We start from the raw sequence: 15,343 nt of genomic DNA, 5'->3' as shown, positions 1-15,343 counted from the left end.
GAGAAAACATGGCTGGTTTGTTACCCCGTGTCCTCACAGTATTTTCCGGGTTGATATTATGCATCTCACTTTCAGGTTGCGGCGATGACCGTCCTGAAAAAATTGCGCAATATCAGCAATTGTCTCAACAACGAATAACTCAGCTTGGCGCCATGCTAGATGCTGGTGAATTGCGTAATGCCACTTTATTAAAGCAATACACGCAATTATTAAAAAGCAGCAAACCCGATCTGGTGCCGCTTTTAGATGAGTTAGCAAAAGATGCTGGCACCACAGGGCCAATGTTTCAATCGCTAAAACGACGCACAAGCGAGCTTTCTGATTCAGCCAACTTTATCGATTTAGATCAACAGCTCGAAGAAGCGCAGAACATTTATCAAGCTGCAGACTCAAGTCTCTATAATGACATGTTGTCTGATCCTGTTAACGTTGTAGCAGACTTATCTGGCGGGCAATTAGCACGGGTGAACTCAATAAGTCGTGAAGCCGCTGCACTGGCTAATGGCAGTGAAGATTTTGGTGCAGGTAGTCAACTCGTCGGTAACCCTTCATATGGTAGCTGGCAAACGAATTCAAGTGGCATGTCTTTTTGGGCGTGGTACGGCATGTACTCGATGTTTTCAAATATCATGAACCCAGTGCGTTATGATCGTTGGTCAAACAATCGTGGTTACAGCTATTACAATGACGTTGGTCGTTATCGCTACACGTCTCCAAAACAAGCAAGTGCTCAAAATCGCACTTATGAAAACACCAAGAAAACCTTTAACTCTCAGGGTAAACAATTTAATAGCCCGTACGCTAAATCCCGTACTGGCTCAACGAGCTTATCACGTCAAAGTACTTCTGCTCCCAAAGCAAGTACCACAGGCACTAGAAGTGCTAACTCAAGTAAATTCCGTTCGACCTATTCAAAAGACAGCAGTTTTCGTAATTCATCTAGCCGCACAACTCGCGGTGTACGCCGAGGCAAATAAGGAACAATCATGACATTTTTAAGTGACTTCGGACTTACCCTAGACTTAGCGATTATTTTAGCTATCGACATTACCATTGCTGTAATTTTGTTAGCATTAATGCGCTACTTACAAGGTTGGAGTGTGCGTGTTAACAGCCGTGCAGAATTAGCAGACCGTGATAATTTTGCCTTTGGTGTTAGCACCGCTGGTGCAGTATTAGCCTTAGGCATTGTGTTAACTGGCGCCATTACAGGTGAAGCAGCAAACTCATACGCAATGGAAGCAATCGGCATGACCTGCTACGGCGTATTTGGTTTAGTGCTAATTAAATTTGGCCGTTTTTTACATGACAAAGTGGCACTCAATGAATTTGATAAAAACAGCCAAATTGTTAATGGCAATATGTCTGTTGCTATCGTAGATGCAGCAGCTGCAATAGCAACGGCTATCATTATTCGCTCAGTATTAATGTGGGCTGAAGATATTACGGTTGACACCTTTATCGCAATTTTCACTGCATTCTTGATTTCCCAATTAATGCTAGTGCTGCTAACTCGATTCCGTGAACACCAGTACGCTAAGCGTAATCAGGGTGACTCAATGCAAAAGGCGTTAGAGCAAGGTCAAGTTGCTATTGCTGTTCGTCACAGTGGTTACATGATTGCAATGGCATTTACTTTTAATGCTGCAAGTCACTTTATCATTTATGATCCGACTGCTTATTTAATGAATATTGTCGGCTGGCTGACATTCTCAGTGATCATGCTTATCGCACTGTCAGTGTTATTAGCCATCGTCAAAAAGTTAGTGTTAGCGCAAATTAACCTCACAGATGAAGTTGAAAAGCAGCATAACGTTGGCGTAGCAGCTGTAGAGCTTGCTATCAGTATTGGTATCGCACTTATTCTTGCGGCATTAATGGCTTAATTCGATGAATAATACTTTGCTTGAACATGGCCAGGAGGGCTGCAACAAGCAAAGCAGTCCTTCTAAACGCAGCTTAGCATGGTTCGATGATGCCCTTTTACTGGGCATCATGGCGCTACTTGCAGGCTGCGGTCTTATCTACGAATACCTATTATCTCACTATGCCGGCCGCATTCTTGGCGCACTAGAAGCTGCGATTTATACCATGATTGGCATTATGATCGTATCTATGGGTATTGGCGCTTTTGCCGCCCGTAAAATTCGCTGTGCGTTTACCGGTTTCGCCTTGCTTGAACTCACCGTCGCTTTTTGCGGTTCGCTCGCCATTTTAATCACAGCGGCCGTTATTGGTTTTGGCCAGCAATTACCCTTGATAATCGCCAACACATTAGGCCTGCCACCCGATCATATTCCTGATGGCGGTTTTATCGGGACACTACAAAATCTCAGTGAGTATTTACCTTATATTTGGGGCGTCATTTTAGGCTTGATGATTGGTATGGAGATTCCACTCATTGCTCGAGTTCGCCAATCCCTATCTGAAGAACACCTTCTCCATAATGCTGGTACCATTTATGGTGCTGACTACATCGGCGCTGGTGCAGGCGCTGCAATATGGGTAATGTTTATGCTCTCGCTAGATATTCAGTTAGCAGCAGCATTAACTGCCAGTGTTAACTTATTGGCAGGGTTTGTTTTTATATGGCGTTTTTGGCAACAAATTCGCTGGGCTAAATTGATTCTTATTGGTCACTTTGTTGCCAGTGGTGTACTGGTGCTATTGGCGATGCACGGCCCAAGTTGGGAACAAAACTTCAATAATTTATTGTACAAAGACAAGGTTGTTTATGCCGAAGCGACCCGTTTTCAGCAATTAACCTTTACTGAACGCCTACGTGGTAATGGCCAAGAACCTGTCTACTCTCTTTATATTAATGGCCGTTTGCAGTTCTCCAGCATTGATGAGCATATTTATCACAGTTTTTTAGTGCACCCAACGATGGCAGCCAGTGCTAGACAAGACAAGGTACTCATCATTGGTGGTGGAGATGGGTTAGGCCTTAAGCAAGTGTTCAAATGGCAACCTAAGTCGGTCACCTTAATGGACTTAGACGAGAAATTAGTCGAGTTATTTGCAGCCCCTGATGAAAAAATGCCAGCCCATGTCAGCCAAGCTATGCTGTCACTTAATGGCAATGCGTTAAATGACCCTAGAGTCAACTTGGTGTTCGATGACGCATTTAATGGCGTAGATAACCTGATTAAAGAGAATCAGAAGTTTGATGTCATCATCGTGGATCTTCCAGATCCAAGTCATCCCGATCTCAACAAACTATACTCTGATTTATTTTATCGAAAGCTCGCTGAATTATTGAGTGCCGATGGTGCTATGACAGTACAATCTACCTCGCCATACCATGCGCAGCAGGCATTCATTTCTGTCGGAAAAACCATAGAATCGGCTGGTTTTACCGTACAGCAATATCATCATAATGTGCCAAGTTTTGGTGAATGGGGCTGGAGTATCGCAACTCGCGCAGGAAAAGATGCCAAGTCTCGTTTAGCCCATAATCAGCCACTGCCAATAGAAGAAGACTGGTTAACACCGGGCTTAATTCATGGTGCTTTTGAGTTTCCTGGCAACTTTTATGACGATAAAGATAAGATTAAGACCAACAAAATTGGCTCATTACAGCTTTACCATTATCACTTAGCGTCTTGGTCTGATAACCAAGGGATGAATCTTTTTTAATCTAATAAAGAATAGCCTTGACATAATATGTCTAAGTGCTATCTTTGAAACCTAAGACATAATATGTCAATAAGGACAAATATGAATATCCATAAGATTGCTAACCACTTAACGGAACTAGGCGATGAGAGCCACACAGGGTTGAAGTTTGATTGTTTCCCAATTGATGGTGATGTTGAGGTGTTACAAGTCAACGTTGCTGGTCGCGAAGAGTTACCAGTATTTGTATCAGTAACTGACAACCAAGTTTTGTGTATCAGTTACTTATGGGATGAGAGCGAAGTGAAAGAAGAAACTCGCACTCAAATGTTTGAAACCATGTTGGAATTAAACATTCCAATGCCACTATCATCGTTTGCAAAAATTGACGATAAATATGTGGTTTACGGTGCACTTTCAGTCACCTCAAGCATGGAAGAGATTGAACAAGAATTATCAGTATTGTCTGATAACTGTTTAGAAGTCATCGACGAACTCGTCGAATTTTTGAAGTAAGGAGCCACACATGGGCATTTTAAATAAAATTTTAACGGCGTTTCGCGGCGGTGCTAATGAAGTCGGCCAAAACATTGTCGATGCAAATTCTACCCGTATTTTTGAACAAGAAATCCGTGATGCAGAAAAGCATTTAACCAAAGCTAAGCGTGAATTAACTGACGTAATGGCGAAAGAGATGCAAGCTAGCCGTGAAGTTGACCGCTTAAAGCGCAGCATCACTGAGCACGAAGGTTACGCTACACAAGCGCTTGAAAAAGACAACGAAGCTTTGGCTATCGAAGTTGCTGAAAAGATTGCTCAACTGGATCAAGAACTCGCTGACCAAGAAGCCGCTAACGCAAGCTTTTCTGCTCATGCCGTTCGCCTTAAAGATTTAGTTAAGAAAACTGAACGTCAGTTAACGGATTACCAGCGTCAGCTAAGCATGGTGAAAACCACTGAAAGTGTTCAAAAAGCCACTGCCACGATTACTGACTCATTTGCGTCAAGTAACTCGAAGCTAATGAATGCGAAAGATTCTTTAGAGCGCATCAAAGCCCGTCAGCAATCATTCGATGATCGCTTACAAGCCTCTGAAGCATTAGCTGAAGAAAACAGCGATAAGTCATTACATGCCAAGCTAGCTGAAGCAGGCATTGGTGAGCAAAAGTCTAGTGCTAATGCAGTTCTTGATCGCCTTAAAGCGAAAAAAGGTTAATTAAGCTATGGGATTTCTAAGTGGCCTTTTCGGCAAGAAAGAAGCCCCAAAACGTCAGCTTGACCATGTGAACAAGCTACTCAAGGGAGATATGATCTCCCTTGATGATAGCTTTGCTTTACCTGAGCAACTACGTGGGCAGCAGCTTAAAGTTGAAGAAGTCCATACTTATGAGTATGAACGCTCTCAGCAATGTGAGTGGTTACTTAGAGGCCACAGCGGTACTGCAATTTATCTCTCGTATCATCAAGAAGATGAGGCTTACTTGAGTTTTTCAATCAAAGTAAACCGAGCGGTGGTAGAGCAGCTGTTTGACTTGGAGCAGTTTAGCCAAATATTTGAAGAACCGGGCAATGCAGAGCTCACGACACTTTCATTGTCGAATGAGTTAGATAGCGAATACGGACGTTGGCTTGCTAGCGCATACCATCAAGTAGAGTTTGGTTGTTTTGGATACTTCCACCGTGAAGATTATCGAGGCCAAAAACCACCTCAAGATGATAGCAGCCAACACCGCGGAAATGCCTTTGAAAGCTATTCTTTAGTCAATAATGAAGATTCTCAGGCTGTCGATATTGAGGTCTACGAAGGTGGCGATACCGATGTCATGTTAACACTGTACCGCCCAGTAACTGACATTCGTGAGTTTTGGCCAGCGAGTTAACACTGGCAGTATAAAGGAGTAACACCTGACATGAGTAAAGGTAAATCATTACCAGATACATGGATTAAAAATCAGCAAGCAGCAAAAGCGACACAAGTGGCTTTTGACCTCGATGAAAAGTTTCAATACTTAATTCGTAAAGCAGCGCTAGATGCAGGTGTTAGCCCTTCAGATCAAATTCGCTCAATCCTAGGCTTGGAAGTGACTAAACGCCCTAAGCGTCCAAGGTTAACAGTGTCATTAAGCCAAGATGACTATGCAATTTTGGCACACAGATATGGTTTAGAAGCTGATGCTCAGCTAGAAATCAAAAAACGTGTGCTAGATGATTTAGTTCAATTTGTTGATGAATAAGCACTACAACCAAGCTAAATGCAAAACACGCCCTTTGGCGTGTTTTTTTATACCTTTAGATTGTCTCTAAAAGGTTACATTGTTAGCATCACCACAACGCAATATTCTCAAAACGGATTTTACTATGATCGAAAAAAAACGTTGGTCACTAAAAGCATTAAATGGCCCGAGCCCTTTTGACTTAGCTATGATGATCCTGTCGCTGTTCTCTGTCATCGTGGTGCTAATCCTGACATTTGGAAACGTTGACGCAGAAACACGCAGGCTATTACTGTTTATCGATCTCAGTATTTGTATGATTTTTATGTCGCGTTTTTTTTACGGTCTCATAAAAGCCAACAACAAAAAATTCTATCTTCAACATCATTGGATTGACTTCGTTGCCAGTATTCCCGCCATTGAAGCACTGCGTATTGCGCGTGTATTCCAAATTCTTCGGGTTATACGCTTAATACGTGTTAGTCGCACCTTAATTATTCCACTGATTAGACAACGTAAACAAACCACTTTAGCAAGCTTGTTGTTAGCAATGGTCTTCATTTTAACCACTGCCTCTATTGTCATCTTATTAGTTGAAGCAGGTACAGAAGGCGCCAATATAGAAACCGCTGAACAAGCCATTTGGTGGACCTTGGTTACCATTTCAACCGTGGGATATGGAGATTACTACCCTGTAAGCACTGTGGGGCATGTCGTTGGCGCCCTTGTTATTATGAGCGGCGTAAGTTTTTTTGGTGTGATATCGGGCTACATGGCCTCAGTCTTTGTCGCACCAGATGACCATGAACGAAGCGAGAATAATAAGAAAGAAATTAAATTTGAACTTGAAAAAGCCTTATTGAGAATGGAAGAAAATCAGCAGCAAATGGAGCAAAACCAGCAAGTCATGTTAGCTGAAATCAGTCGATTACGGGAAGAACTTAATCAACAAAACAAGACTCGTGAATAGCGCAAGTGACATAAAAAAACCTATCGTAATGATAGGTTTTTATGGGCGCTAATCCAATGCTTACCAATAAGGCTGATTATTAAGCGCGCTTTTACGTGAGTGCTCCATTGCAAAGAGTAAACTGGCTTCTTTGTCTTGAAGCCAATCGCTAATATCCACTTCACTTTGCTCAGTTAATTTAGCTAAAAGCTGATAGCAACCTAACGTTTGAATACCTAATGCCAGATCTTGCCATGGCGCTCTAAATGCTTCTCGATCATCAGATTGGTACAGCTCGCCATAAGCAAAACCGACCAAAATACTTTCATCTAACCCTTGTGCGACTTGTTGATAATCTAAACTGTCCATTGCCGCAGATATTGGCATTAAATCAACAATTTTTTGCCAAGAGTCCTGCTGAAGATGATTAGCAAATAAACCTAATTCGGGATAATCAACTAATTGGTGGCTCCCATTCGCGGTTTTTAGTAACAACTCAACCAGTGCCAATTGTAATTGACCGTATTCTGGCAGTTGCCATAAACAGCTTAATCGTTGGTTTAAAACCAATTCATTGACGCTTTGCTGCGCGAGTGGAATGATTTGAGTTTTATCGATGCGTTTGCCCAGCAATTTTTGTGGCTCATCGAGTAATAAGCTCAAACTCTGCAGTGGCTCGATAAATTGTAATTTTTGTTCAATCACATCAAAGTGGGTTAATACATCGCTATTAAGTAAGCCAAATTGCATCAAGGTTAATCTTAATAACCTGACACATGCTCTGAGCTGACTCCATAATTTTGCTTGTTGAACAATATCATTAGTATCAATAAGTAAGGCTTCTATAACCTGCCAGCGCTCAATACCAGTTTCAAGTAACACCTCTAATGTTTTAGATAAGCTTTTATCAGTAGGCAAACAAATATAATCAATCTGTTCTAGTGCTATGGCAGGTAAGTGTCCTGCTAAATGATAGCCGCGTTGCGCTTTACTCGCCTTACCTAAACGGACAGGTATATGCTTAGCAACTTCAATTGCAAGGTGCAGTAACGCCGATGTCTCTCCAGCCAGTAATTCAAACTCAATCTCGCAAATCGGATCAACCTCACCATTTGCGATCACTTTTCCAACATCAAACGCCACTTCAACTAAACTGCCTTCAATGTATATGTGCCATGCCTGACGGGTAAAGTTCGTTTCAAATACGCAGGTTAACTCAGTTTGTAGCGCATCAATATCCGCTTCTTGAGGCCATACTTCTTTCGGAAAAAGCGCCAACTCGGGTGTATCTTGGGAAATCGGCACATTATATTCAGGTCGAGAGTGAATCCCCCCCGAAACTGTTCCAGCTGTTTTAATGGTTTGCTCGGTGAAATTTTCACCCTTTCTGATACGCAAGCCCATTTTCCAGCTGCGAAGTTGTAACTTGGCTGTATCAAAATATTCATTTGTTAAACTTGTGATATTTTGTGGTGTTGAATCACTCATTCCGTTAAGTAATTTAACAAGCAAATCATTGTGTTGCGACTGCATAAACAGCTTAAGTTCAATCTCTGCGTCCATTGACTTTCTACTCATCTTGTCATTAAATCTTCATCAATGCGTCATAATAAATTCACAATGTCACATTTCTGTCATAAAAATCCCTTAGGATTGCGCAACTCAGTTCTATATACTGAGCCGTATTAACTGTAGATTAAATTAAAAACACAGTTTCATTATGCGGACGCTTGAGGTAACATGCGCCCGTTTTTCCAACATTGGAATCATTAAATAGGTTAACCGCAATGCCAGTAAACTCTATTTTAGGTGTGTTTGCAAAATCACCCCTTAAACCATTAGAACAGCATATAGATAAAGTGCATGAATGTGCATCTTTACTCGTACCATTCTTTGAAGCAACCACTGCTGGAGATTGGGATAAAGCTGTAAGTGTTCGTAAGCAAATTAGCTTATTAGAAAATGACGCTGACGCGCTAAAGCGTGAAATCCGTCTCACCCTTCCTAGTGGGTTGTTTATGCCAGTTGAGCGTACTGACTTGCTTGAGTTGTTAACTCAGCAAGACAAAATTGCCAACAAAGCTAAAGACATCTCAGGCCGTATTATCGGTCGCCAATTAGTGTTCCCTCAACCAGTTCAAGCACCGTTTAATGCTTACCTCAAACGTTGTTTAGATGCTGTCTCTCTTGCTAAGCAAGCAATTAACGAACTCGATGACCTTCTTGAAACAGGTTTCCGTGGTCGTGAAGTCGAATTAGTAGCCAAGATGATCAATGAATTAGATCTAATTGAAGCTGATTCTGATGATTTGCAGATCCAAGTACGTCGTTTACTACTAAGCTTGGAAGCAGATTTGAATCCTGTCGATGTCATGTTTATGTACAAGATCATCGAATGGGTTGGAGGCTTAGCTGATCTAGCTGAGCGTGTAGGCTCTCGCCTAGAGCTAATGTTAGCTCGCAGTTCATAACTAAAAAAGTTATCAAGGAAACAACATGGTTGATGTATTAGTCACCAATGGCCCAATGCTAATTGGTATTGCGGCTGTATTTGGATTTTTGATGGCATGGGGTATTGGCGCGAATGACGTTGCTAATGCTATGGGTACCTCAGTAGGTTCCAACGCCATCACAATCAAACAAGCAATTATTATTGCAATGATCTTCGAGTTCGCTGGGGCTTACTTAGCCGGTGGCGAAGTTACCAGTACTATCCGTAAAGGGATTATTGACGCTAGCTTCTTTGTCGATTCACCAGAACTTCTGGTTTACGGCATGATCGGCGCACTACTTGCTGCGGGTTTATGGTTAGTTGCGGCATCAGCATTAGGCTGGCCAGTATCAACAACTCACTCAATTGTTGGTGCGATTGTTGGTTTCGCTGCAGTAGGTGTAGGTACTGAAGCGGTTGAATGGGGTAAAGTTGTTGGCATTATCGGTTCATGGGTGGTCACACCTGCGATTTCCGGCTTTATTGCTTTCATGATTTTCCAAAGTGTTCAAAAGTTAATTTTTAATACTGACGACCCTTTAGCTAATGCAAGACGTTACGTTCCTTTCTATATGGCACTTGCTGGCTTCGTTATGTCACTTGTTACCATTACTAAAGGTCTAAAACATGTTGGTCTACACTTCTCAACCGTTGAAGCGTACGGCTTAGCAATTGCTGTTGCTATTGGTGTTGGTATTTTCGGTAAAGTCGCTATTGCTCGCTTAAACATGAGCACTGATATTAATCGTCAAACTGAATATGCAAACGTTGAAAAAGTCTTCGCAATCTTAATGGTTGTTACAGCATGTTGTATGGCGTTTGCTCATGGTTCAAATGACGTTGCTAACGCAATTGGCCCATTAGCTGCAGTTGTATCTGTTGTTAACAGTGGTGGTGCAATTGAATCGAAAGCAGCACTTGCATGGTGGATTCTTCCTTTAGGTGCTATCGGTATCGTAATGGGTCTAGCTATCTTTGGTAAGCGTGTCATGCAGACCATTGGTAAAAACATTACTCATCTGACTCCAAGCCGTGGTTTTGCCGCTGAATTAGCTGCTGCATCAACCGTGGTAATTGCTTCTGGTACTGGTTTACCCATTTCAACAACTCAAACATTAGTTGGTGCGGTATTAGGTGTGGGTATGGCACGTGGTATTGCTGCAATTAATATCGGTGTAGTTCGTAACATCGTTATTTCTTGGGTAGTAACGTTACCAGCCGGCGCTGCATTATCTATCTTGTTCTTCTTCACCATCAAAGGTGTATTCAGCTAAGATTGCTGAGATAGATAGCCAAAATAAAGCCAGTCCTTGTGACTGGCTTTTTTATTGCCTAAAACAAACCGAACAGATTATGGAGCATAAAAAAATCCACCCAGTTATTAATTGATGACACTTTTGCAGCAATTTTCACGTAAAAGTCGTCAAAAAATCAGTAATCCCGCTTATTTAAATAAGACTTTGCGGTTCTTCCTTGCAATCAAGACAGTAAATAAATAGCATGACGGATAGTTCTAATGGTATGGAAAAATAACGTGTTCAGAATGCTTACAATAGTAGCTTTGCTACTGCTCTCAAAAGGTTTAATGGCTCAGACGCATTACATTACTGACGATGTGTTTATTTACATCCACGGTGGTCCAGGTACCCAATATCGTATTTTAGGCAGCATTGAGGCTGGTCAAACGATTACCTTATTAAATGAAACTCAAAATGAATACAGTAAAATTCGTGATCATAAAAATCGTGAAGGCTGGGTAAAGTCTGATTTAATTGAAACAGGAACGAGTTTACGAAATCGCTTACCGCTACTAGAAGCTGAGTTAGCAAAAACTAAAACCACCTTATCTCAACTTGATCAAAGTTCAGAGTCTGTTGCTCAGGAGCTGACATCAGCTAACAATCAGATTGCTTCTTTACAGTCTGAATTATCAAGAGTGACAAATGAGCGTGATAGCAGTAATCAACAACTGCAATCAATGAAAGATAACGCCCAGTCAAAGATGTGGCAGCAAGGTGCAATGATTGCCGGTTTAGGCGCCTTGATTGGTATTATCTTGGTTTACTTGCCAAGACCACAACGCAAACAAAAAAGCCGCTGGATGTAAGTTTTAACGGCTAAATGAAATCTATTGCTCCAGGCTTGTATTACGACAAGCTGCCCAACTAGATTCAATCAACGATTAAACCAGTGCTTGCACTGGTTTTTTTATTTGTAGACAGCATGAGACTTTTGCATTGCTTATTGTCTCCTGCTTGCCTCTGGTAAATTTCTATTAAAAATAGTTATCTTGAAACTTTCCACCTTACATTTCACTACCATTAATCCTGATCAACGGGTTGTACGACCAAAGTCCCCTGTACCAAAACATGCTATCGGGTGATAGTAACTAACACGCTAAAAAGCCGTAAAGAAGCGAGCTTTGATATTTTGCAGCGCAAAGTAATTGATTGTCTTTTAACGTGTTTTAGCAGGCATCAATGAACTCAACTCTGATGCATTTACCTAAAAATGTTGATGGGATCTTAGCCATTATCATCCGAATTATTGAGCATAAAACAGTCGACACTTTTATTTACAATCACATTTCTTTGCAAACATTGCTCAATGTCACATTTTAATATTATAATCGCCTCGATTTTCGTACATTGTATACAAAATAAAAAATATCATAATAAAACAACTTGTTTACATCAGGTAGTAAACAGCTAAAGACGGAATGAAAATTATGTTTAAAGCTAGTGAAGTACTAAACGGCCATTACGACAATGCCAGCCTAGATGAGCTATTCTCAGCCATAACAAATAATTACATCGTTGATGAAGAGCAATATCTTACTGAACTCTTGAAGTTAGTACCGTCATCTGACACCGATATTAAACAAGTGACGAATCGAGCCCATGAATTAGTCACTAAAGTTCGTCAGTACGAAAAGAAAGGCTTAACGGTAGGCATTGATGCCTTTTTGCAGCAATACAGTTTAGAAACACAAGAAGGCATTATTTTAATGTGTCTTGCTGAAGCACTGTTGCGTATTCCTGATGCGGCGACTGCCGATGCGTTAATTGAAGATAAGCTTTCTGGTGCTAAGTGGGATTTACACCTTAAGAAAAGCGATTCATTGTTAGTCAATGCATCCACCTGGGGATTAATGCTTACAGGTAAAATCGTTAAGCTCGATAAGAATATTGATGGTAAGCCAAGCAGTTTATTAAATCAACTCATCAATCGCGCAGGTGAACCTGTTATTCGTCAAGCCATGAATGCCGCAATGAAAATCATGGGTAAGCAATTTGTTTTAGGGCAAACCGTTCAAGAGGGCCTTAAAAACAGCACAGCTAAACGTCAACAAGGCTATACCCACAGCTACGACATGTTAGGTGAAGCCGCATTCACAGCTAAAGATGCACAAAAATATTATCTCGACTACAGCAATGCCATTCGTCAATTAGGCGCTCAGTCATATGAAGAATCAAATACACCTTTACCGACTATTTCGATCAAGCTTTCAGCTCTTCATCCGCGATATGAAGTCGCCAACGAGGATAGAGTATTAAGCGAGCTTTATGACACTGTGATTAAACTTTGTGTTCAAGCGCGTGAGCTAAATATCGGTATTTCTATCGATGCAGAAGAAATGGATCGCTTAGAGTTATCGTTAAAGCTATTTAAAAAGCTGTATAACGCTGAAGAAATTAAAGGATGGGGATTATTAGGTATTGTCGTCCAAGCTTACTCTAAGCGTGCTCTGCCCGTTCTATGTTGGTTGACGAAGCTTTCTCGTGAGCAAGGAGATGAAATCCCATTACGTCTAGTAAAAGGCGCTTACTGGGATAGTGAATTAAAATGGGCTCAACAAGCAGGCGATGGCGGTTACCCACTATTCACCCGTAAAGCAGGTACTGATGTGTCATACCTTGCCTGTGCAAGATACTTATTGTCAGAAGCCACTCGTGGGGCTATTTACCCACAGTTTGCCACTCATAATGCACAAACTGTTGCCAGTATCAGTGCGATGGCCGGTGATAGAAACTATGAATATCAGCGTTTACATGGCATGGGCGAAGAGCTTTATGACACCATGCTTGCTGAAGCTGGCGCTAAAGCTGTCAGAATTTATGCACCGATCGGTGCGCATAAAGATCTCTTACCATACTTAGTCAGAAGACTACTTGAAAATGGTGCCAACACTTCTTTTGTGCATAAATTAGTTGACCCTAAAACCCCTATTGACAGCTTAGTGGTTCACCCTGTTATCACACTCAAATCCTATAAAACTTTAGCCAATAATAAAATCGTCTTGCCGGAAGATATCTTCGGCGAAGAACGTAAAAACTCTAAAGGACTCAACATGAATATCATCTCCGAATCCGAGCCATTTTTCGCAGGAATTGAAAAATTTAGCCAAACTCAATGGCAAGCTGGCCCATTAGTTAATGGCGAGACGCTAACGGGTGAAACGATTAATGTTGTCAGTCCTTTTGATACTAACCAAGCTGTTGGTAAAGTGGCCTTTGCAAATAACCAAGCCGTTGAATTAGCACTAAGCTCTGCTCAAGCATCGTTCCACAGCTGGAGCCACACTCCAGTTGAAGAACGTGCCAACGCTCTTCAAAAACTGGCGGATTTGCTCGAAGAAAATCGAGAAGAGTTAATCGCACTTTGTACCCGCGAAGCGGGAAAAAGTATTCAAGACGGGATTGATGAAGTCCGTGAAGCCGTCGATTTTTGTCGCTACTACGCCATTCAAGCTAAAAAAATGATGGCAAAACCAGAACTACTCCCAGGCCCAACGGGTGAGCTAAATGAGTTATTCATTCAAGGACGTGGGATTTTTGTTTGTATTAGCCCATGGAACTTCCCTTTAGCGATTTTCTTAGGCCAAGTAACAGCAGCACTTGCTGCAGGTAACACTGTAGTTGCAAAACCAGCTGAACAAACATCAATTGTCGGCTATCGCGCAGTTCAACTGGCTCACGAAGCGGGTATTCCAACTGATGTTTTACAATTCTTACCGGGTACAGGTGCAACGGTAGGCGCAGCAATTACCTCTGATGAACGTATTGGTGGTGTGTGTTTTACAGGGTCAACAGGCACTGCAAAATTAATTAATCGTACTTTAGCAAATCGTGAAGGCGCAATTATTCCATTAATTGCTGAAACTGGTGGCCAAAATGCCATGATTGTCGATTCTACTTCACAGGCTGAGCAAGTGGTTGCTGATGTTGTTGCTTCATCATTTACGAGTGCTGGACAACGATGCTCAGCGTTACGAGTGCTGTTCTTACAAGAAGATATTGCCGACCGTGTGCTTGATGTCATGCAAGGGGCAATGGAAGAGCTCAGTATTGGTAACCCTAGTTCAGTTAAAACCGATGTAGGGCCTGTGATTGATGCAACAGCTCAAGCTAACCTCAATGCGCATATTGATCATATCAGCCAAGTGGGCAAATTGATTAAGAAAAATCAACTTCCTGAAGGCACAGAAAATGGTTACTTTGTTGCACCAACAGCGGTTGAAATTGATTCAATCAAAGTGCTTGATAAAGAGCATTTTGGACCAATACTGCACGTTATACGTTACAAGGCTGCCAACCTTGCAGAGGTAATTAATGAAATTAATAGCACAGGGTTTGGTTTAACCTTAGGGATCCACAGCCGTAACGAAAGCCATGCACTTAATTTAGCGGATAAAGTTGATGTGGGTAATGTGTATATCAACCGTAACCAGATTGGCGCTGTCGTCGGCGTACAACCTTTTGGTGGCCAAGGTTTATCTGGTACTGGCCCTAAAGCAGGCGGACCGCATTACCTTACTCGCTTTATCACTGAGAAAACACGTACTAATAACATTACTGCCATTGGCGGTAATGCGACATTATTGTCTTTAGGCGATGCGGATTAACCTTATCCAAAGATAAGGTTGACTATCTAAGCCTTCATTTAAAGCTCGCCACAGTGCGAGCTTTTTTTTGCCTACGAATTTATGTTCAAAATAGCATCGCCACGCTGAGTTTTTGCACTCAATTGTTAACCCAATTAAACAAAACATAATGAACAATGTAAAAGTCA

Annotated in this window: 14 protein-coding genes; 13 read left to right on the top strand and 1 reads right to left on the bottom strand. The window is 41.6% G+C overall.

Annotated features, from left to right (window positions below):
* The first annotated feature begins 8 nt into the window (after positions 1–8).
* The 8 genes from A9267_RS15635 to A9267_RS15600 all read left to right on the top strand — a co-directional run bounded on the left by A9267_RS15635 (position 9) and on the right by A9267_RS15600 (position 6,801).
* Entirely contained in the window at positions 9–977 is a 969-nt protein-coding gene (locus tag A9267_RS15635; RefSeq protein WP_065109828.1) for a hypothetical protein, read from the top strand.
* A gap of 9 nt (positions 978–986) precedes the next feature.
* On the top strand, positions 987–1,886 hold the full coding sequence (locus tag A9267_RS15630) for a DUF350 domain-containing protein (protein WP_055022624.1): 900 nt from the start codon (positions 987–989) through the stop codon (positions 1,884–1,886).
* A gap of 4 nt (positions 1,887–1,890) precedes the next feature.
* Entirely contained in the window at positions 1,891–3,639 is a 1,749-nt protein-coding gene (locus A9267_RS15625; protein ID WP_082419823.1) for a polyamine aminopropyltransferase, read from the top strand.
* 81 nt (positions 3,640–3,720) lie between these two features.
* The gene (locus A9267_RS15620; RefSeq protein WP_055022625.1) at positions 3,721–4,134 is read left to right on the top strand and encodes a YjfI family protein; all 414 of its coding nucleotides are present in this window, start codon (positions 3,721–3,723) and stop codon (positions 4,132–4,134) included.
* A 10-nt stretch (positions 4,135–4,144) separates the two neighbouring features.
* Positions 4,145–4,834 carry a PspA/IM30 family protein gene (locus A9267_RS15615; protein ID WP_065109827.1) on the top strand — a complete coding sequence of 230 codons (690 nt, stop codon included), beginning with the start codon at positions 4,145–4,147 and terminating at the stop codon, positions 4,832–4,834.
* 7 nt (positions 4,835–4,841) lie between these two features.
* Entirely contained in the window at positions 4,842–5,498 is a 657-nt protein-coding gene (locus tag A9267_RS15610; RefSeq protein WP_055022627.1) for a hypothetical protein, read from the top strand.
* 30 nt (positions 5,499–5,528) lie between these two features.
* Positions 5,529–5,852 (top strand): hypothetical protein, encoded by a 324-nt coding sequence (locus tag A9267_RS15605; RefSeq protein WP_055022628.1) that lies wholly within the window; start codon positions 5,529–5,531, stop codon positions 5,850–5,852.
* A gap of 124 nt (positions 5,853–5,976) precedes the next feature.
* Positions 5,977–6,801, top strand: a complete 825-nt coding sequence (locus A9267_RS15600; protein ID WP_065109826.1) for an ion transporter — start codon at positions 5,977–5,979, stop codon at positions 6,799–6,801.
* Positions 6,802–6,861: 60 nt separating this feature from the next.
* On the opposite strand, the gene A9267_RS15595 is transcribed toward A9267_RS15600, so the two are convergent.
* A complete protein-coding gene (locus tag A9267_RS15595; protein ID WP_065109825.1) occupies positions 6,862–8,343 on the bottom strand; it encodes a CYTH domain-containing protein in 1,482 nt (493 codons plus the stop codon).
* Positions 8,344–8,567: 224 nt separating this feature from the next.
* On the opposite strand from A9267_RS15595, the gene A9267_RS15590 reads away from it, so the two are divergent.
* The 5 genes from A9267_RS15590 (at position 8,568) to putA (ending at position 15,176) form a co-directional block, all read left to right on the top strand.
* Positions 8,568–9,251 (top strand): TIGR00153 family protein, encoded by a 684-nt coding sequence (locus A9267_RS15590; RefSeq protein ID WP_055022631.1) that lies wholly within the window; start codon positions 8,568–8,570, stop codon positions 9,249–9,251.
* Between the two features lie 25 nt (positions 9,252–9,276).
* On the top strand, positions 9,277–10,545 hold the full coding sequence (locus A9267_RS15585; RefSeq protein WP_065109824.1) for an inorganic phosphate transporter: 1,269 nt from the start codon (positions 9,277–9,279) through the stop codon (positions 10,543–10,545).
* A 311-nt stretch (positions 10,546–10,856) separates the two neighbouring features.
* Complete coding sequence (locus tag A9267_RS15580) at positions 10,857–11,378, top strand: TIGR04211 family SH3 domain-containing protein (RefSeq protein ID WP_231919176.1); 522 nt, start codon at positions 10,857–10,859, stop codon at positions 11,376–11,378.
* Between the two features lie 373 nt (positions 11,379–11,751).
* Positions 11,752–11,892, top strand: coding sequence for a hypothetical protein (locus tag A9267_RS21815; protein ID WP_156669182.1), 141 nt, complete (start codon positions 11,752–11,754; stop codon positions 11,890–11,892).
* Between the two features lie 107 nt (positions 11,893–11,999).
* Positions 12,000–15,176 (top strand): bifunctional proline dehydrogenase/L-glutamate gamma-semialdehyde dehydrogenase PutA, encoded by a 3,177-nt coding sequence (gene putA / locus A9267_RS15575; RefSeq protein ID WP_065109823.1) that lies wholly within the window; start codon positions 12,000–12,002, stop codon positions 15,174–15,176.
* Positions 15,177–15,343 lie beyond the last annotated feature (167 nt).

Source organism: Shewanella sp. UCD-FRSSP16_17 (genome assembly GCF_001675935.1).
GTDB classification, from domain to species: domain Bacteria; phylum Pseudomonadota; class Gammaproteobacteria; order Enterobacterales; family Shewanellaceae; genus Shewanella; species Shewanella japonica.
Note: the sequence above shows the minus strand (reverse complement) of the source record. Positions and strands in the feature narration are given on the sequence as shown.